Source organism: Sphingobium sp. SYK-6 (assembly GCF_000283515.1).
Lineage (GTDB): Bacteria > Pseudomonadota > Alphaproteobacteria > Sphingomonadales > Sphingomonadaceae > Sphingobium > Sphingobium lignivorans.
On sequence record NC_015976.1, the window covers coordinates 1,752,631 to 1,768,516 of the forward strand.

Here is a 15,886-nt window from a genome sequence, read left to right on the forward strand (position 1 = left end):
GCCAAGGCGGCGTCGTCCGGTCCGAATGCCCGCGCACCGGGGATGCGGGGAGGGGTCAGGTGGTGCTGTCCAGCGTCTCGATGGTCAGGCTGCCATTGGTGTAAACGCAGATGTCGGCGGCGATGCCCATGGCCTTGCGCGCCAGCGTCTCGGCATCCGGTTCATATTCCTTGAGCGCGCGGGCGGCAGCGAGCGCGTAGTTTCCGCCCGATCCGATGGCGGCGATGCCCTCCACGGGCTCGAGCACGTCGCCATTGCCGGTGAGGATCAGCGTCGTCTCCTTGTCCGCGACGATCATCATCGCCTCGAGATTGCGCAAGTAGCGGTCGGTCCGCCAGTCTTTCGCCAGCTCCACGGCCGAGCGCATGAGCTGGCCGCCATGGCGCTCCAGCTTGCTTTCCAGCCGCTCGAAGAGCGTGAAGGCGTCAGCGGTGGCGCCCGCGAAACCGCCGATCACGCTGCCATCGTGCAGGCGGCGCACCTTGCGGGCGTTGGGCTTCATCACTGTCTGGCCCATCGAGACCTGGCCGTCGCCGATGACGACGACCTTGCCGGAAGAGCGGACGGAGAGGATGGTGGTGCCATGCCAGACCGGCATGGCGCGGTGGTCGGAAGCGGTCATGGTCGGCGATATGGGTGAGTGATGGCTCCAGCGCAAGCGGCCGGGCATCCGCTATCGAGGGCCGCGCCCGGCGAGCCAGCGAAATCGGGAGAGCCGCTTCGAAGGGGATGACAGGCGCGTGCCCCCACCTTATGGGCCCCGGCCATGCCGCCCGCCGATCCCAATGCGCCTCTGCGCCCCCTGCCGTTCCTGATCTTCAGTTCCCGCTGGCTCCAGCTCCCGCTCTACCTCGGGCTGATCGTGGCGCAGTGCGTCTATGTGTTCCTGTTCCTGAAGGAATTGTGGCACCTGATCCTCCACGCCTTCGAGTTCACCGAGCAGCAGATCATGCTTGTCGTGCTCGGGCTGATCGACGTGGTGATGATCTCCAACCTGCTCATCATGGTGATCGTGGGCGGTTACGAAACCTTCGTCTCGCGGCTCGGCCTGCAGGGCCATCGCGACCAGCCGGAATGGCTCAGCCACGTCAATGCCGGCATCCTCAAGGTGAAGCTCGCCATGGCGATCATCGGCATTTCGTCGATCCACCTGCTGCGGACGTTCATCGAGGCCAATGCCATCGGGACCGCCAATGCACGCGTCACGCCGGAGGGCGTGATGTGGCAGACGATCATCCATGGCATGTTCATCGTCTCGGCGATCGGCATCGCCTATGTCGACCGGATGACCCAGCACAAGCACTGAGACGCGGCGCGGGGAGAAACGAACGCTCCTCGCGACCTGCCGCCTCCATCTTCTACTCAGGCAGGCGCCAGGACAGCCGGACGTCCGTGTTCGCCGCGCTTTCGATGACCAGCCGGTCGGCGGGCACCTGCCGCAGGACCAGCGCATCGCGCACCGCTTCGGCCCGGCCGTTGCGGCCCGCGACGACGATGGTGAGCGCCTGCCTGCGCCCGGCCCAGCCTGCGAGATCGAGGTTGCGGGTGCCGGCTTCATCCGGCTCGTCGCCCGAGAAGCTGATGGCCGGGAGCGGGGCGGGCGGCGGGATAAGCACCAGCGTCCAGTCGGGGATGTCGATCGTGGCGCGCCGCTCCAGCTCCCGATAGAGATCGAGCCCCGCGCCGGCCATCGGCTTCGCGACCGCCGTCGCCCGGCGATTCCCTTGATCGACTGTCACATCCTCGCGCGTGACCCCGGCGACGAGTGCCAGCCGGTCGGCGGCGAGGCTGGCACTGCGATTGAGCGCCTGCGCCCGATCCCGCGCCTGGGCGGCCGCGACCTGGGCCGTCTCGGCATTTCCGGTGCCCACCCGCACCTGATCGATGTTGACGTCTAGATCCCGGCGCAGCCGCTCGTCGAGGCTTTCACGGACCTTCTTGTCGGCGTCGGTCGTGTACTCGGCGGTGAATACGGTCGCGACGACCTTCATGGGATGGGAGCGGAAATCCGTCTCGAGGTCGCTGATCCGCGCGGTGCTTGGAAACTGGCGCTGGATCGCATCGCGGATCTGGCGCTGGGCAAGCGTTTCCCAGGCGATCTGCCGGAGCGTGAGCGCCAGCGGCACCGCGAGCGCCGTCATGCCGACGACCATCAGGATGCTCTGCAGGCGCGTGTGCGCCGGGGAAAGATGCGATCCGAATCCATAAAGCCGGGCCATGAACGCGGCCGTGAGCGCAATCGCCACGAAGTTCGTCATGAACAGCAGGGAGGCGCCGCCGGCAATGGTCCAGTTCATCGTCGCGATGCCGAAGCCGATCGCGGCGAGCGGGGGCATGACGGCGATGGCGATCGCGACGCCGACGACCGTCTCGCCCCGGCCACGGATCAGGGCATAGCTGCCGGCGAGCGAGGACAGAACCGCCACCAGAAGATCGAACAGATTGGGCTGCGCACGCGCCGCGATCTCGGTCGTCACCGTCTGCAGCGGCGAGAAGGAGACGAAGATCGCGGAGAGCAGGATCGCCAGAACCGCGCCCGCCCCGAGCGCGATGCCGGCGCTGCGCATCTCCTTGAAATCGAATGTTGCGAGCGAGAAACCAAGGCCGATGATGGGCATCATCAGCGGGGAGAGCAGCATCGCCCCGATGAGCACGGCGCTGGACGGAAGCAGCAGCCCCAGGATGGAAATGCCCGCCGAAATCACCACCATGAAGGCATAACGCGGCGACCAGCCAGCCTCCTCGGTGATCCGCCGCACGATGGCATCATGCTCCACGGTCGCGATCGACCGCTCACGCCACCAGGTCCAGAGCGGATTGGCAGAGGCGGCATAAATGTCCGACATGCGGGGCAGGCTCCTTACGCCAGGGAAAAATTCGCCGGGCTTCCTAGCAGTGCAGCCGAGGCTTTTGCCAGCGTTCCTGTCGCGCGTCTCCCGATCCGCACAGGAACGGCAAATGCACCGGCTGACGCCGAGGACCCGCTTGACATGACGAACGTCTCTCGCCAAAGCGCTCGCTCCCGCGGTCAAGCGCCGGGCGCGTAGCTCAGTGGTAGAGCACACCCTTCACACGGGTGGGGTCGTAGGTTCAATCCCTACCGCGCCCACCACCTTTCTTCCTGAAAATTGAGTAGGTTAGAACGGTGGATTCCCCGTCTGGCGGGCAGGGATTGGTTCTGAGCAAGGACCGGCAAAGGACGGCTTTCTCTCCGACGAACTGTCCACAGCTTTTTGCGTCATGCCGTCGCGAAGGATGCGATGTTGCTATATGACGAGCCTTCCACCTGTGGCGGACGGCGAGGCAGTATGAAGCTGTATCGGCAAAAAGAATGGAAGGCTTACTGCGAGCAACAAATAAAGCTTGCCGGTGGTCGGTGCGCTCATTGCCTCCGCTCTCGCGACGAAGTTGTCCTTCAAGTTCATCATCGCCATTACGTCAAAGGACGCTTGCCGTGGGAGTATCCCTACGACGAGTGCGACGTTCTTTGCCAAGGATGCCACGCGAAGGAACACGGCATCATCATGCCGTCGAAGGACTGGGAGCTAATTGGCCATGACGATCTTGGCGCACGTGACGGCAAGTGTGACCGATGCGGTCAAGAGCTCCGATATACCCACATGGTGTTTCACCCGAGTTGGGGAACGATAATCGTTGGCGAGAAATGCTGCGATAATCTCACTGAAAGCACCGTGGGGACCGACAGCCATGCTGAATTTCTCAACTATCTGGAGCGACGTAAAACATTTGTTGGTTCGAACCAATGGAGTGTTCGCGATGACGGCGTAAGGTCCATTAAGCGCGCAGGTATAAGAATTGAGATCGCGGCGACCGACGAGGGGAAGTTTCGCGTTCGATTGGGCGGCTTCCAAGGAAAGGTTGACCACGACGCTTTTCTGGACGCTCAAATTTGGGTTTTCAACTACGTCGAGAGCGGCGAGGCCGCGACCGTGCTTCGCGGCCTCCAAGAGAAAGAGAAGAAGCGGTAAAAGGCGCTTCAGGAAGCCAAACCCGCCGCACCGGGGCATCCGATGACGATGCGAGGACGATTGTCGCGACCAACGATAGAACGCCGATGACGACGCCTATGAGCGTTCATGCGTGCGCTCGATTGAGCGCGGCGCAACCGCCTCCGGTCAGAGGGCCTGAACGCGAACAGAGCCAACTTATAATCGTGGGCAATCCGGGGGGTAGGTCGATGCCCTCTCATCCTGAACGCGTGCGTGCGCCTGAAATCTCCGCTATCGCTCTCGCGAACCTCAGCGGCAGGACAGGAGAATTCATGCCCGACGACGTGCGACAGGCCCTTGAGCGGTTCCAGCGTTTCGTGGAGCGGTTTCCCGCGGGCAGCGTCATCGACCAGCAGAGCGGGTTTTCGGTCGCGGACGGCATGTTGCTTGCCGGCGAGATCGAGATGAACGCCCGACGTTGGCGGGAGCCGGACGAGAACCCGATCGACTGACGCAGTCCGGCGCACCTGCCTGCACGGCTTTTCCACGTCGTTGCGCCTGGCGCGGTGTCGTGCCATCACCGCCCGCACATTCCTTCCGGTCCATGAGGTTTCCATGCGTCGAATGCTCCTTGCCCTCGCGTTCACGCTCAGCGGTGCCTCGATGGCGCAGGCGCAGGGCGTGCCGGTGGTGAAGGAAATCCTCATGCGATCGGTCGCCGTGCCGACGGTCGAGGGGCGAGGCAAGGTGCCTGAACTCGCTGAATATTATGCGGGTGTGCTTAAGTCCGCAGGCTATGCGGCGGGTGACCTGGCGTTCGTGCCGATGGGCGAGACCGGCTATTTCACGGCGACCTTGCGGGGCAAGCGCAGCGATAAGCCCACCATCCTGCTCGGGCATATGGATGTGGTCGAGGCGAAGGCTGCGGACTGGGAGCGTGATCCCTTCGTGCCCGTGGAAGAGAATGGCTATATCTTCGGGCGGGGCGCCGAGGACAATAAATATGACGTCGCGATGATGGTGGCCACCATGGCGCGGCTGAAGCAGGAAAAGTTCCGTCCCGCGCAGGACATCGTGCTGGTGCTCACCGGCGACGAGGAAACGCAGATGGCGACGACGCGCGCGGCCGCCCAGGCCTATCGCCATGCGGGGCTGGTGCTGAACGGGGACGCTGGTGGCACGCTGATCGAGGAGGACGGGCGGCCCGGCATGGTGTTCCTGCAGGCGGGCGAGAAGAGCTATGTCGACTTCACCGTCACCATGACCGATCCGGGCGGCCACTCGAGCGCGCCGACCGCCACCAACCCGATCTACCGGATGGCGCGCGCGCTTGCCCGGTTGGACGCGTTCCGCTTCCCCGCCATGCAGAACGAGCTGACGCGCGCCGTTCTGGCGGCGCGGGTGCCTGTCGAGGCGCCGGAGACCAGGGCTGCGATCGAAGCCTTTCTTGCGGACCCGAGCGATACGGCGGCGGCCGACCTGCTGTCGGCGCGGCCCGAACTGATCGGGCAGATCCGCACGACCTGCATCGCCACCATGATCGAGGGCGGCCATGCGCCCAATGCCTTGCCGCAGAAAGCCAGGGCCAATGTGAATTGCCGGGTTTTTCCCGGCGTGGCGATCGAGACGATCCACAAGACTCTCGTGGATGTGCTGGCCGAGCCTGCGATGGAGGTGACGGTGAGCGAGGATGCCACGGCATCGGACGCCTCTCCCTTGCGTCCAGACGTCATGAAGGCGCTGAAGGCGGCGGCTGGCCGGCGTTTTCCCGGCGTGCCGGTCGTCCCGGTGATGTCGGCGGGGGCGACGGACAGCCTGCACTTCCGGGCGCTCGGCATCCCGAGCTACGGCGTCGGCAGCCTCGCCATGCGCACCAGCGACAGTTTCGCGCACGGCCTCAACGAGCGGGTGCCCGTGGCGGGCATGGAGAGCGCGCTCGTTTACTGGCACGACCTGCTGACCGCGCTGACGAAATGAGGGGCGGGCCGTGCCCGCGTCGCGGCCGGAGCGAGACAGCGAGGCGAGCGCGACGATGCGAGGGATGAGCCCGGGGGGCGGGACATGAGCCGGCGTTACGATGCGATCGTCATCGGCGCCGGGCACAATGGGCTCGTCTGTGCTTATTATCTCGCACGCGCCGGCCTTTCGGTGCGGATCGTGGAGCGGCGCGGCGTGGTCGGTGGCGCGGCGGTGACGGAGGAATTCCATCCCGGCTTCCGCAATTCCGTGGCCAGCTACACGGTGGGCCTGCTCCAGCCCAGAGTGATCGCCGACATGGGGCTGGTGGCGCGCGGCTATCGCGTGGTGGAGCGGCCGATCTCCAATTTCCTGCCTCAGGAAGATGGCCGCTATCTCAAAGTTGGCGGCGGCCTCGCACGCACCCAAGCCGAGTTCGGCAAATTCTCGGCCAGCGATGCCGCGGCTCTGCCCGGCTATCAGGCAATGCTGGAAGGCGTCGCGCAGGTCATGCGGGACATGGCGCTGCGGCCGCCGCCCAATGTCGGCGGTGGATGGCGCGCGCTGGTGGACGCCGCGGTGCAGGGGCGTCGGCTGTCCGGCCTGGGACTGGTCCGGCGGCGGGACCTGCTGGCCCTGTTCACCCGGTCGGCGCGCGACATCCTCGACGAATGGTTCGACAGCGACGCGGTGAAAGCCGCATTCGGCTTCGACTCCGTCGTGGGCAACTATGCCTCGCCCGATACGCCGGGCAGCGCCTATGTGCTGCTGCACCATGTGTTCGGCGAGGTGAATGGCCATAAGGGCGCCTGGGGCCATGTGATCGGCGGGATGGGGCGGATCACCCAGCTCATGGCGGAGGCCTGCCGCGAGGCGGGGGTGGAGATCAGCGTTGAAAGCCCCGTCGAGCGCGTGCTGGTCGAGAGCGATGGAAGGGGCGGCGAACGGATCGCCGGCGTGCGGCTGGAGGGCGGGGCGGAGATCGCGGCGCGGCGCGTCATCAGCAATGCCGGGCCGGCCCTGCTTTACAACCGGCTGATGGACCCGGGCGACCTGCCGCCCGATTTCGCGCGGCGGATGAAGCGCTTCAGGACCGCCTCGGGCACGTTCCGGATGAATGTCGCGCTGTCCGCCCTGCCGCGCTTCGCCGCCTTGCCCGAGGAAGGCGAGCATCATCGCAGCGGTATCATCCTGGCTCCCACGCTCGATTACATGGACCGGGCCTTTGCGGACGCGCGGACGCATGGCTGGGCGCGCCGGCCCATCGTGGAGATGCTCATCCCCTCGACGGTGGACGATAGTCTCGCCCCACCCGGCGCCCATGTCGCGAGCCTCTTCTGCCAGCAGTTCGCGCCGGTGCTGCCGGACGGGCGCCGCTGGGATGATCCCGCCGAGGAGCAGGGCGCGATCGATGCCATCTTCGGCGTGATCGAGGCCTTCGCGCCCGGCTTCCGCGCGTCGGTCCTAGGCCATGATGCGCTGTCCCCGCTGGGACTGGAGCGCAGGCTCGGGCTGGTGGGTGGCGATATCATGCATGGCGTCATGTCGCTGGACCAGCTCTGGGCCGCGCGCCCGGTGCTGGGACATGGCCATTATCGCGGGCCGGTGCGCGGTCTCTATATGTGCGGGGCAGGCACGCATCCCGGTGGCGGCGTCACCGGCGCGCCCGGCCACAACTGCGCACGCGAAGTGCTGCGCGACGGCCGCATGCGCCGCTGGCCTGTCGGGGTGTGAGCGCGACCGTTAGCTGGCGGGCCGAGCGCCCATGGTCGGGTTTTCGTCTGCGCCGAGGCCGATGAGGGCGGCAAGGCTGGACGGGCTGATTCGGGCAGCCGTGGCGAGACCGATGGCCCATGCGGAGGGGAGGAGCCACGAGAGGCGCGAGGGCTGTATGACGGCGCCGCGATGCCCGTCCAACATGGCGCTGCAGTCTGGAAGTTTACAAAGATGACGATACGTCCGTGTCATCTTCCGCTTCCGTGAACTTTGCGGCGCCGCAAATCAGGCGGACGCCAGAACCCGTCCCGGCAAGCCTTTGCGGCCTGACCGGACAATGAAGGTCCTCCAATGAGAAACAGCCGTGCCTGCACCTGTCGCTCTCGACGGAAGCAGGCCTCCGGCAGGACTGCCATGGCAGAGGGGGTGTAGGACAGGGGGAAATGGAGGGAGGTGGAGGGGCGGGGGAGGGCCAGATAACAGGCGCGCTATTGCCACCTATGGTGGGATGCGCCAGCATGACAAGGTGAACAGATACCGGACCGCACTTACTGTCTTACTTGTGGGCCTGGTGACGGGGTGCAGCCGCGCGCCACAGACCTATGCTGCAGATTGTCCAATCCCGCTTCCACATTGGGGACGGGAAAAGGATGGCGTCGGTCATCTCATGATGGTGCAGCCGGTCTACCTAACTTCGGACGGCTCGATACTTTGGAACAAGACGATTATCTCGGATGACACGCTCCGGCGCTACATGATGCAGATGAGCGCCATGAAACCGCAGCCGCAGGTCGTTCTTGATGTCGCCCCTTCTGCTGCCTGCAGCCGTGTAGCGGCCGTCCGCGCGATAATGGATGCCGCTCCGATGTGCAGAGGACCCTATTCGCACTGCAGCGAAGGGTGGAACTGGGAACAATGGCCCGAACTTGGGACATGACCTGCTTCCGTATGGCGCCAAACACTGATTTAGTTCGCACATGAGTGATATCGCCACGCGCTAGGACGAACTCGCGGAGACCTTCATTGTCATGGTTCAACCCGCCTCACCACGCCTGTGGCTGCCCGCTTATGAGGCTAGGCCCTAGTGGCTCGAATGATCGCTTTCCGCATCGTCTCCCGCTTTCTGGATCACGGCGTCGGCAATCACCCGGTCGCCGTTGGAGAAAATGAAGGTGAAGCTCATCTTGCCGGCCTCAAGCGCCGTAGGATTGATGGACCAGAGCATGATATGCTTGCCGCCCGGGGCGAGGCTGACGGTGGAGCGGGCAGGGATTTCCATATTCTCGATCGGGCGCATGGAGGCCATGCCGCCCTGCGTCACGCTTTCGTGGATCTCCAGCCGGACCGCCTGCTCGGTCATCACGCCGCGCAGGACGATCGGCTCGTTGCCGGCGTGGATCTTGAAATAGGCGGCCGAGGGGGCCTGCGGATTGGGGTTCAGCCGGACATAGCCGCCATCCACATAGACCGCGGGCGGTGCCTCGCAGCCAGCCAGTGCCAGAGGCATCGCCACTGCCGCCATCGCCAAGAAGCCCGCGCGCATTCTCTCTCTCCTGCTGTCCCGACCCGTAACGCTCTGCTTCATCTATGCTGCGCCATGCCTTGTGCCAAGCGAAAGCCGCCCTATATCCGCCAGCGAAACACGGTTCCCGGGTCGGCGCCAGGCGCGGCACGGGGCGTGTAGACCGCTGAACACATTTGGGGTTGAAGAGGGCTGATATGGGTAAGGTTATCGGGATCGATCTGGGCACGACGAACAGCTGCGTCGCCGTGATGGATGGTGGAAAGCCGAAAGTGATCGAAAATGCGGAAGGCGCGCGCACCACGCCTTCCATCGTCGCCTTCGCCAAGGATGGCGAGCGACTCATCGGCCAGCCGGCCAAGCGGCAGGCCGTGACCAATCCGGACAACACGATCTATGCCGTGAAGCGCCTCATCGGCCGCCGGTTCGACGATCCCATGACCAAGAAGGACATGGAACTGGTTCCCTATTCGATCGCGAAGGGGCCGAATGGCGACGCATGGGTCGCTGCGGGCGGCAAGGAGTACAGCCCGTCGCAGATCAGCGCGTTCATCCTCCAGAAGATGAAGGAAACGGCCGAGGCCTATCTGGGCGAGACGGTCACGCAGGCGGTCATCACCGTGCCGGCCTATTTCAACGACGCGCAGCGCCAGGCGACCAAGGATGCCGGCCAGATCGCGGGCCTTGAAGTGCTGCGCATCATCAACGAGCCGACCGCGGCCGCGCTGGCCTATGGCCTCGAGAAGAGCGACGGCAAGACGATCGCCGTCTACGACCTTGGCGGCGGCACGTTCGACATCTCGATCCTCGAGATCGGCGACGGCGTGTTCGAAGTGAAGTCCACCAATGGCGACACGTTCCTGGGCGGCGAGGACTTCGACTCCAAGCTGGTCGAATATCTGGCCGAGGGCTTCCAGAAGGACGAGGGCATCGACCTCACCAAGGACAAGCTCGCGCTGCAGCGCCTGAAGGAAGCGGCCGAGAAGGCCAAGATCGAGCTTTCCAGCGCGCAGACGACCGAAGTGAACCTGCCCTTCATCACCGCGGACCAGAATGGTCCCAAGCATCTGGTGAAGACCATCACGCGCGCCGATCTGGAGCGTTTGGTGGCCGATCTCATCAAGCGCACGATGGAGCCGTGCAAGAAGGCGCTGGCCGATGCCGGCGTGAGCGCGAGCGAGATCAGCGAAGTGGTGCTGGTGGGCGGCATGACCCGCATGCCCAAGGTGCGCGAGGCCGTGAAGGAATTCTTCGGCAAGGAGCCGCACACGGGCGTGAACCCCGATGAAGTCGTGGCCATGGGCGCCGCCATTCAGGCGGGCGTGCTGCAGGGCGACGTCAAGGATGTGCTGCTGCTCGACGTGACCCCGCTGAGCCTGGGCATCGAGACGCTGGGCGGCGTGTTCACCCGCATGATCGACCGCAACACCACGATCCCCGCGAAGAAGAGCCAGGTCTATTCGACCGCTGACGACAATCAGCAGGCGGTGACCATCCGCGTCTTCCAGGGCGAGCGCGAAATGGCGGCGGACAACAAGCTGCTCGGCCAGTTCGACCTGGTCGGCATTCCCCCGGCGCCGCGCGGCGTGCCGCAGATCGAGGTCACCTTCGACATCGACGCGAACGGCATCGTCAACGTGTCGGCAAAGGACAAGGGCACCGGCAAGGAGCAGCAGATCAAGATCCAGGCTTCTGGCGGTCTATCCGACACGGATATCGACCAGATGGTCCGGGATGCCGAGAAGTTCGCCGAGGAAGACAAGAAGCGTCGTGAGGCGGCCGAGGCCAAGAACAATGCCGAGAGCCTGATCCACACGACCGAACGCCAGATCGCCGAACATGGCGACAAGGTCGACGCGGCGCTCAAGGGCGAGATCGAGGCAGCCGTCGCGGCCGCCAAGAGCGCGGTCGAGATCGGCGACGTCGAGGCCATGAAGACCAAGACGCAGGAGCTTGCGCAGGTCTCGATGAAGCTCGGCCAGGCGATTTACGAGAAGGAGCAGGCTGCGGCCGCTTCCCCGGGCGCCGAAGGCCCCGCGCAGAGCGACGGCGACGATGTCGTCGACGCGGAGTTCTCCGAAGTCGACGAAGACAACAAGGCATAAGAACGAAACATGGAACCGGCCGGCGCATATGATGCCGGCCGGTTCCTGACTTGGGGTCGCTTCGGGGCATGAGTAGCGAAATCGATTATTACGAACTGCTCGAGGTCGAGCGGACGGCAGACGCGGGCACGCTCAAGGCCGCCTATCGCAAGATGGCGATGAAATATCATCCGGATCGAAACCCGGGGTGCCAGGACAGCGAAGCCAAGTTCAAGGCGATCAACGAAGCTTATGATTGCCTGAAGGACGACCAGAAGCGCGCAGCCTATGATCGCGTCGGCCACGAGGCCTATCGCCAGCATATGGGCGGCGGCGGCGGTGGCGCCGGCGGATTTGGCGGCGGCGCGGGCTTCTCCGATTTCAGCGATATTTTCGACACGATCTTCGGTGGCGGTTTCGGCGGCGGCGGGCGTCAGCAGACGCGGCGCGGCGCGGATCTGCGCTATGATCTGGAGATCAGCCTCGAGGACGCTTTCCACGGCCGCGACACGACGATCAACATCGACGTGTCGGCCCCGTGCGATGCCTGCGACGGCAGTGGCGCGGAACCCGGCACGAGCGCCGAGACCTGCCCGACCTGCGCCGGCCACGGCAAGGTGCGCGCGCAGCAGGGCTTCTTCGTCATCGAGCGGACCTGCCCGAGCTGCCATGGCGCGGGCCAGCGCATCAAGTCACCCTGCCGCACCTGCCGGGGCGAAGGACGCGTGGACAAGGCGCGCTCGCTCGACGTCAAGGTGCCGGCGGGCGTGGACGAAGGCACGCGCATCCGCCTTTCCGGGCAAGGCGAGGCAGGACCGCGCGGCGCACCGGCGGGCGACCTCTACATCTTCCTGCATGTGAAGCGGCACCCGATCTTCGAGCGGGAGGGGACGAACCTGTTCTGCCGCGTGCCGATCAGCTTCACCATGGCTGCGCTGGGCGGCGCGATCACCGTGCCGGGGCTCGATGGCGTCGAGCATGAAGTCAGGATCCCGGCCGGCATCCAGTCCGGCAAGCAATTGCGCCAGCGCGGCGCGGGCATGCCCGTGCTCAACGGGCGCGGTCGCGGCGATCTCGTCATGCAGATCGAGGTCGAGACGCCGACGCGGCTCTCTGCCCGCCAGAAGGAACTGCTGGAGGAATTCCGCGCGACCGAGACGGGCGAGGAATGTCCGCAATCGAGCAGTTTCTTCAGCAAGATCAAGGAAGTCTGGAGCGACCTGACCGACTGATCGCAGCGTCGGCGCGGCATTGCCTTGCGGGGATGTCGCGCTGTCGTTCGATCACTGCGGACGGGATCGGCGACCTTGAAGCGCTTTATCGAGGCAGCGTGATCCGCGCGCCATCCGGCGTGTCGCTCGCGACCAGATCGGCAATAGCGCGGCCCACGACATCCGGCGTCTTGAGCGTTGCCGGATCCTCGCCCGGATAGGCGCGGGCCCGCATGACCGTGCGGGTGGGGCCCGGGTCCACGATATGGGTGCGGATGGCGCTCACATTGCGCACTTCCTGTCCATAAGCGGCGATGAGCACGTCAAGCGCGGCCTTGGATGCGCCATAAGCGCCCCAGTAGGCGCGCGGCGCGGCAGCGGCCACACCGGTCGACAGGCCAATGACGCGCGCGTCGCGGCTCGCCCGCAGCATCGGATCGAACGCGGCGATGAGCGCTTGCGGCACGGCGACGTTGAGCGTGAGCTGCCGTGCGAATTCCTTGGCGTCGATGGCGGGCACGGCAGCGAGCGTGCCGAGCGTGGCGGCATTGAGCACGAGGATATCGAGCGCCGGCCAGCGGCCGCTCACGGCCTGCGCCAGCCGGCCGATGCTCTCGCCGTCCGTCAGGTCGAGCGGCGCGATGGTCGCGCTGCCGCCCTCTGCATGGATGCGCTCTTCCACGGCTTCGAGGTCCTGCCCGGTGCGGGCGACGAGCACGACATGAGCGCCATCATGCGACAGCGCGAGGGCCGTGGCAGCCCCGATGCCCCGGCTCGCGCCGGTCACGAGGGCGATCCGCCCGGCGAGGGGACGGGTATCGGTCTGTTCTGTCATGAAGATTCGCTCCGGTTCAGACCACGCGCTCGTGGAGCAGTTCGAGTTGGTCCACCTCGGCCTGATCGTCGAAATCGGTCAGGGTCGTGGGATAATCGCCCGTGAAGCAGGCATCGCAATATTGCGGGCTCTCGCTGCTACGATTGCTCTCGCCGATGGCGCGGTAAAGGCCCTCGATGGAGACGAAGGCGAGGCTCTCGGCATGAATGAAAGCGCACATCTGCGCCACGTCCATCTTGTGGGCCAACAGCTTGCCGCGCTCGGGCGTGTCGACGCCGTAGAAGCAGCTATGCCGGGTCGGCGGGCTGGCGATGCGCATATGCACTTCCTTGGCGCCCGCCTCGCGCATCATCTGCACGATCTTGAGGCTCGTCGTGCCGCGCACGATGGAATCGTCGATCAGCACGATGCGTTTGCCGTCGATCAAGGCCCTGTTCGCATTATGCTTTAGCTTGACGCCCAGATGCCGGACCTTGTCGCCCGGCTGGATGAAAGTGCGGCCGATATAATGCGAGCGGATGATGCCCAGTTCGAACGGGATGCCCGATTGCTGGGCATAGCCGATCGCGGCGGGCACGCCGCTGTCCGGCACGGGAATGACGAGATCCGCATTCACCGGGCTCTCGATGGCGAGCTGCGCGCCGATGCCCTTGCGGACCGAATAGACGCTGTTGCCGTCCATGATGGAATCGGGCCGCGAGAAATAGACATGCTCGAAGATGCAGGGGCGCGGCCGCAGCGAATCCCCGAAGGGCCGGTGCGAGCGGATCTCGCCGCCCTGCGCCACCACGATCAGCTCGCCCGGCTCGACCTGCCGAATGAACTCGGCGCCGACCACGTCGAATGCCACGGTCTCGGAGGCGAAGATGATCGCCTCGCCCAGCCGGCCCATGACCAGCGGGCGGATACCCAGCGGATCGCGGCAGGCGATCAGCCCCTCGCGGGTGAGGCAGATGAGCGAATAGGCGCCTTCCACCTGCTTCAGGGCATCGATGAAGCGATCGAGCAGCGTGCGGTAGCGCGACTTGGCGAGAAGGTGGATGATGACTTCCGTGTCGCTGGTCGACTGGAAGATCGCGCCTTCGCGCACCAGCCGCTTGCGCAGGTTCATCGCGTTGGAGATGTTGCCATTGTGGGCAATGGCGAAGCCGCCGGAGGCCAGCTCGGCATAGAGCGGCTGCACATTGCGCAGGGCCGTCTCGCCAGTGGTGGAATATCGCACATGGCCGCAGGCAACGCCGCCCGCCAGCTTGCGGATGATCTCGTCATTGTCGAAATTGCCGGCGACATGGCCCATGGCCCGGTGCGTGTGGAACTCGAAGCCGTCCCAGCTGGTGATGCCGGCGGCCTCCTGCCCGCGGTGCTGCAGGGCGTGAAGGCCCAGTGCGACCATGGCGGAAGCGCCTTCAGCGCCATGAACACCGAAGATGCCGCACTCCTCGCGCAGCTTGTCGTCGTCGAACGGATGGGTGGTCAGCATGGGGGTACTCGTTGCCAACGGGAGAGGCCGCGGCGGCGCGACTCTCTTCGAACGGCCATATAGGGAGCATGGAGCCCTTTGTCGCCCCATTGTAATAAAATAATGCAGCCGATCCGTGCGGATACGCGTCGAGCCGGGCCATTTATGGCGCGGGAAGCAGCGTTTCCGGGAGCTGGTGGCCCGACCGCTGACCACGGACCTCGTTTGAACCGAAACCGGCGCGGACGCTCTGGCCAGCCCGCACCGACCAATCTAAAGGGGCCGGATGCACGCCTTCGCCAACCCACGCCGATTCCTGGCCATCGCGATGCCCCTGACGCCCTGGTGCTTCTGGGGCGGGATCGCGTTGATCCTCGCCGGATGCTGGGCCGGCCTGTTCCGCGCTCCGGCGGACTATCTGCAGGGCGAGAGCTTCCGCATCATCTATATTCATGTGCCGACCGCCTGGCTGGGCATGGGCGGCTGGAGCGGCATGACCATCGCGGCGATCATGCAGCTGGTCTGGCGGCACCCGCTCGCGGGGATCGCCGGAAAGGCCATCGCCGTGCCCGGGGCCGTGGCGACGGCGCTGTGTCTCGCCACCGGATCGATCTGGGGCCGGCCGACCTGGGGAACATGGTGGGAATGGGACGGGCGCATGACGTCCATGCTCCTGCTGCTCTTTCTCTATATCGGCTATATCGCTCTGGCCCGATCCAGCGCGGATCGCGGCGATGCGGGCGGGGTGAGCCGGGTCACGGCCATCTACGCGCTGGTCGGCGCGCTCAACCTGCCGATCATCCATTATTCGGTGGTCTGGTGGAACAGCCTGCATCAGGGGCGGAGCATCACTCTGTCCGGCAGCAGCATCGCGGGTTCGATGCTCTGGCCGCTGGGCCTGACGGTGGTCGGCTTCACGGCCTGGTTCGCGGCGATCGTGCTGCTGCGCATGCGCGCAATCCTCGCCGAGAACCGCATAGAGGCGCGGCTGCGCCGCATGTCCCGGAGTTGACGGCATGAATCCCTGGCCCTTCATCATCGCCGCTTATGGGCTGACGGCGCTGGCCCTCATCGGCACCAGCCTCTGGGCATGGCTGTCCGCGCGCCGGCTCGAAGCCCGGGCCGCGCAGCTCTCGGGACGGGGAGAATAGCC

General features: G+C 65.4%; 15 protein-coding genes and 1 tRNA gene. 11 read left to right on the top strand and 5 right to left on the bottom strand.

From position 1 onward, the window contains the following. Positions 1 to 55: 55 nt before the first annotated feature. Complete coding sequence (gene hslV / locus SLG_RS07885; protein WP_148276706.1) at positions 56 to 598, bottom strand: ATP-dependent protease subunit HslV; 543 nt, start codon at positions 596 to 598, stop codon at positions 56 to 58. Positions 599 to 766: 168 nt separating this feature from the next. On the opposite strand from hslV, the gene SLG_RS07890 reads away from it, so the two are divergent. Beyond that, positions 767 to 1,306, top strand: coding sequence for a TIGR00645 family protein (locus SLG_RS07890; RefSeq protein WP_014075927.1), 540 nt, complete (start codon positions 767 to 769; stop codon positions 1,304 to 1,306). A gap of 52 nt (positions 1,307 to 1,358) precedes the next feature. On the opposite strand, the gene SLG_RS07895 is transcribed toward SLG_RS07890, so the two are convergent. Next, positions 1,359 to 2,846, bottom strand: coding sequence for a DUF389 domain-containing protein (locus SLG_RS07895; protein WP_014075928.1), 1,488 nt, complete (start codon positions 2,844 to 2,846; stop codon positions 1,359 to 1,361). A 191-nt stretch (positions 2,847 to 3,037) separates the two neighbouring features. Between SLG_RS07895 and SLG_RS07900 the strand changes: the two genes are divergently transcribed. The 6 genes from SLG_RS07900 to SLG_RS21280 all read left to right on the top strand — a co-directional run bounded on the left by SLG_RS07900 (position 3,038) and on the right by SLG_RS21280 (position 8,559). After that, positions 3,038 to 3,112, top strand: a tRNA-Val gene (locus SLG_RS07900). Positions 3,113 to 3,308: 196 nt separating this feature from the next. Continuing rightward, on the top strand, positions 3,309 to 3,989 hold the full coding sequence (locus SLG_RS07910; protein WP_148276526.1) for a hypothetical protein: 681 nt from the start codon (positions 3,309 to 3,311) through the stop codon (positions 3,987 to 3,989). A 293-nt stretch (positions 3,990 to 4,282) separates the two neighbouring features. After that, positions 4,283 to 4,462, top strand: coding sequence for a hypothetical protein (locus SLG_RS07915; protein ID WP_014075929.1), 180 nt, complete (start codon positions 4,283 to 4,285; stop codon positions 4,460 to 4,462). Between the two features lie 103 nt (positions 4,463 to 4,565). After that, complete coding sequence (locus tag SLG_RS07920) at positions 4,566 to 5,927, top strand: M20/M25/M40 family metallo-hydrolase (RefSeq protein WP_014075930.1); 1,362 nt, start codon at positions 4,566 to 4,568, stop codon at positions 5,925 to 5,927. An 84-nt stretch (positions 5,928 to 6,011) separates the two neighbouring features. After that, a complete protein-coding gene (locus SLG_RS07925; protein ID WP_014075931.1) occupies positions 6,012 to 7,640 on the top strand; it encodes a phytoene desaturase family protein in 1,629 nt (542 codons plus the stop codon). Between the two features lie 490 nt (positions 7,641 to 8,130). After that, positions 8,131 to 8,559 carry an ExbD/TolR family protein gene (locus SLG_RS21280; protein ID WP_148276527.1) on the top strand — a complete coding sequence of 143 codons (429 nt, stop codon included), beginning with the start codon at positions 8,131 to 8,133 and terminating at the stop codon, positions 8,557 to 8,559. A 144-nt stretch (positions 8,560 to 8,703) separates the two neighbouring features. On the opposite strand, the gene SLG_RS07935 is transcribed toward SLG_RS21280, so the two are convergent. Continuing rightward, a complete protein-coding gene (locus tag SLG_RS07935) occupies positions 8,704 to 9,165 on the bottom strand; it encodes a copper chaperone PCu(A)C (protein WP_014075933.1) in 462 nt (153 codons plus the stop codon). A 176-nt stretch (positions 9,166 to 9,341) separates the two neighbouring features. Here SLG_RS07935 and dnaK point away from each other — a divergent pair, with 176 nt between their 5' ends. Both dnaK and dnaJ read left to right on the top strand, forming a co-directional pair. Next, positions 9,342 to 11,249 carry a molecular chaperone DnaK gene (gene dnaK, locus SLG_RS07940; RefSeq protein ID WP_014075934.1) on the top strand — a complete coding sequence of 636 codons (1,908 nt, stop codon included), beginning with the start codon at positions 9,342 to 9,344 and terminating at the stop codon, positions 11,247 to 11,249. A 68-nt stretch (positions 11,250 to 11,317) separates the two neighbouring features. Next, positions 11,318 to 12,460, top strand: a complete 1,143-nt coding sequence (gene dnaJ, locus SLG_RS07945) for a molecular chaperone DnaJ (RefSeq protein WP_014075935.1) — start codon at positions 11,318 to 11,320, stop codon at positions 12,458 to 12,460. Between the two features lie 85 nt (positions 12,461 to 12,545). On the opposite strand, the gene SLG_RS07950 is transcribed toward dnaJ, so the two are convergent. Beyond that, entirely contained in the window at positions 12,546 to 13,274 is a 729-nt protein-coding gene (locus SLG_RS07950; RefSeq protein ID WP_014075936.1) for an SDR family NAD(P)-dependent oxidoreductase, read from the bottom strand. A 16-nt stretch (positions 13,275 to 13,290) separates the two neighbouring features. Next, complete coding sequence (gene purF, locus SLG_RS07955; protein WP_014075937.1) at positions 13,291 to 14,754, bottom strand: amidophosphoribosyltransferase; 1,464 nt, start codon at positions 14,752 to 14,754, stop codon at positions 13,291 to 13,293. Positions 14,755 to 15,019: 265 nt separating this feature from the next. Between purF and ccmC the strand changes: the two genes are divergently transcribed. Together ccmC and SLG_RS20845 are read left to right on the top strand one after the other, a co-directional pair. Further along, positions 15,020 to 15,745 (top strand): heme ABC transporter permease CcmC, encoded by a 726-nt coding sequence (ccmC, locus tag SLG_RS07960; RefSeq protein WP_014075938.1) that lies wholly within the window; start codon positions 15,020 to 15,022, stop codon positions 15,743 to 15,745. Positions 15,746 to 15,749: 4 nt separating this feature from the next. Continuing rightward, complete coding sequence (locus tag SLG_RS20845) at positions 15,750 to 15,884, top strand: heme exporter protein CcmD (protein WP_083853346.1); 135 nt, start codon at positions 15,750 to 15,752, stop codon at positions 15,882 to 15,884. The last annotated feature ends 2 nt before the right edge of the window (positions 15,885 to 15,886 follow it).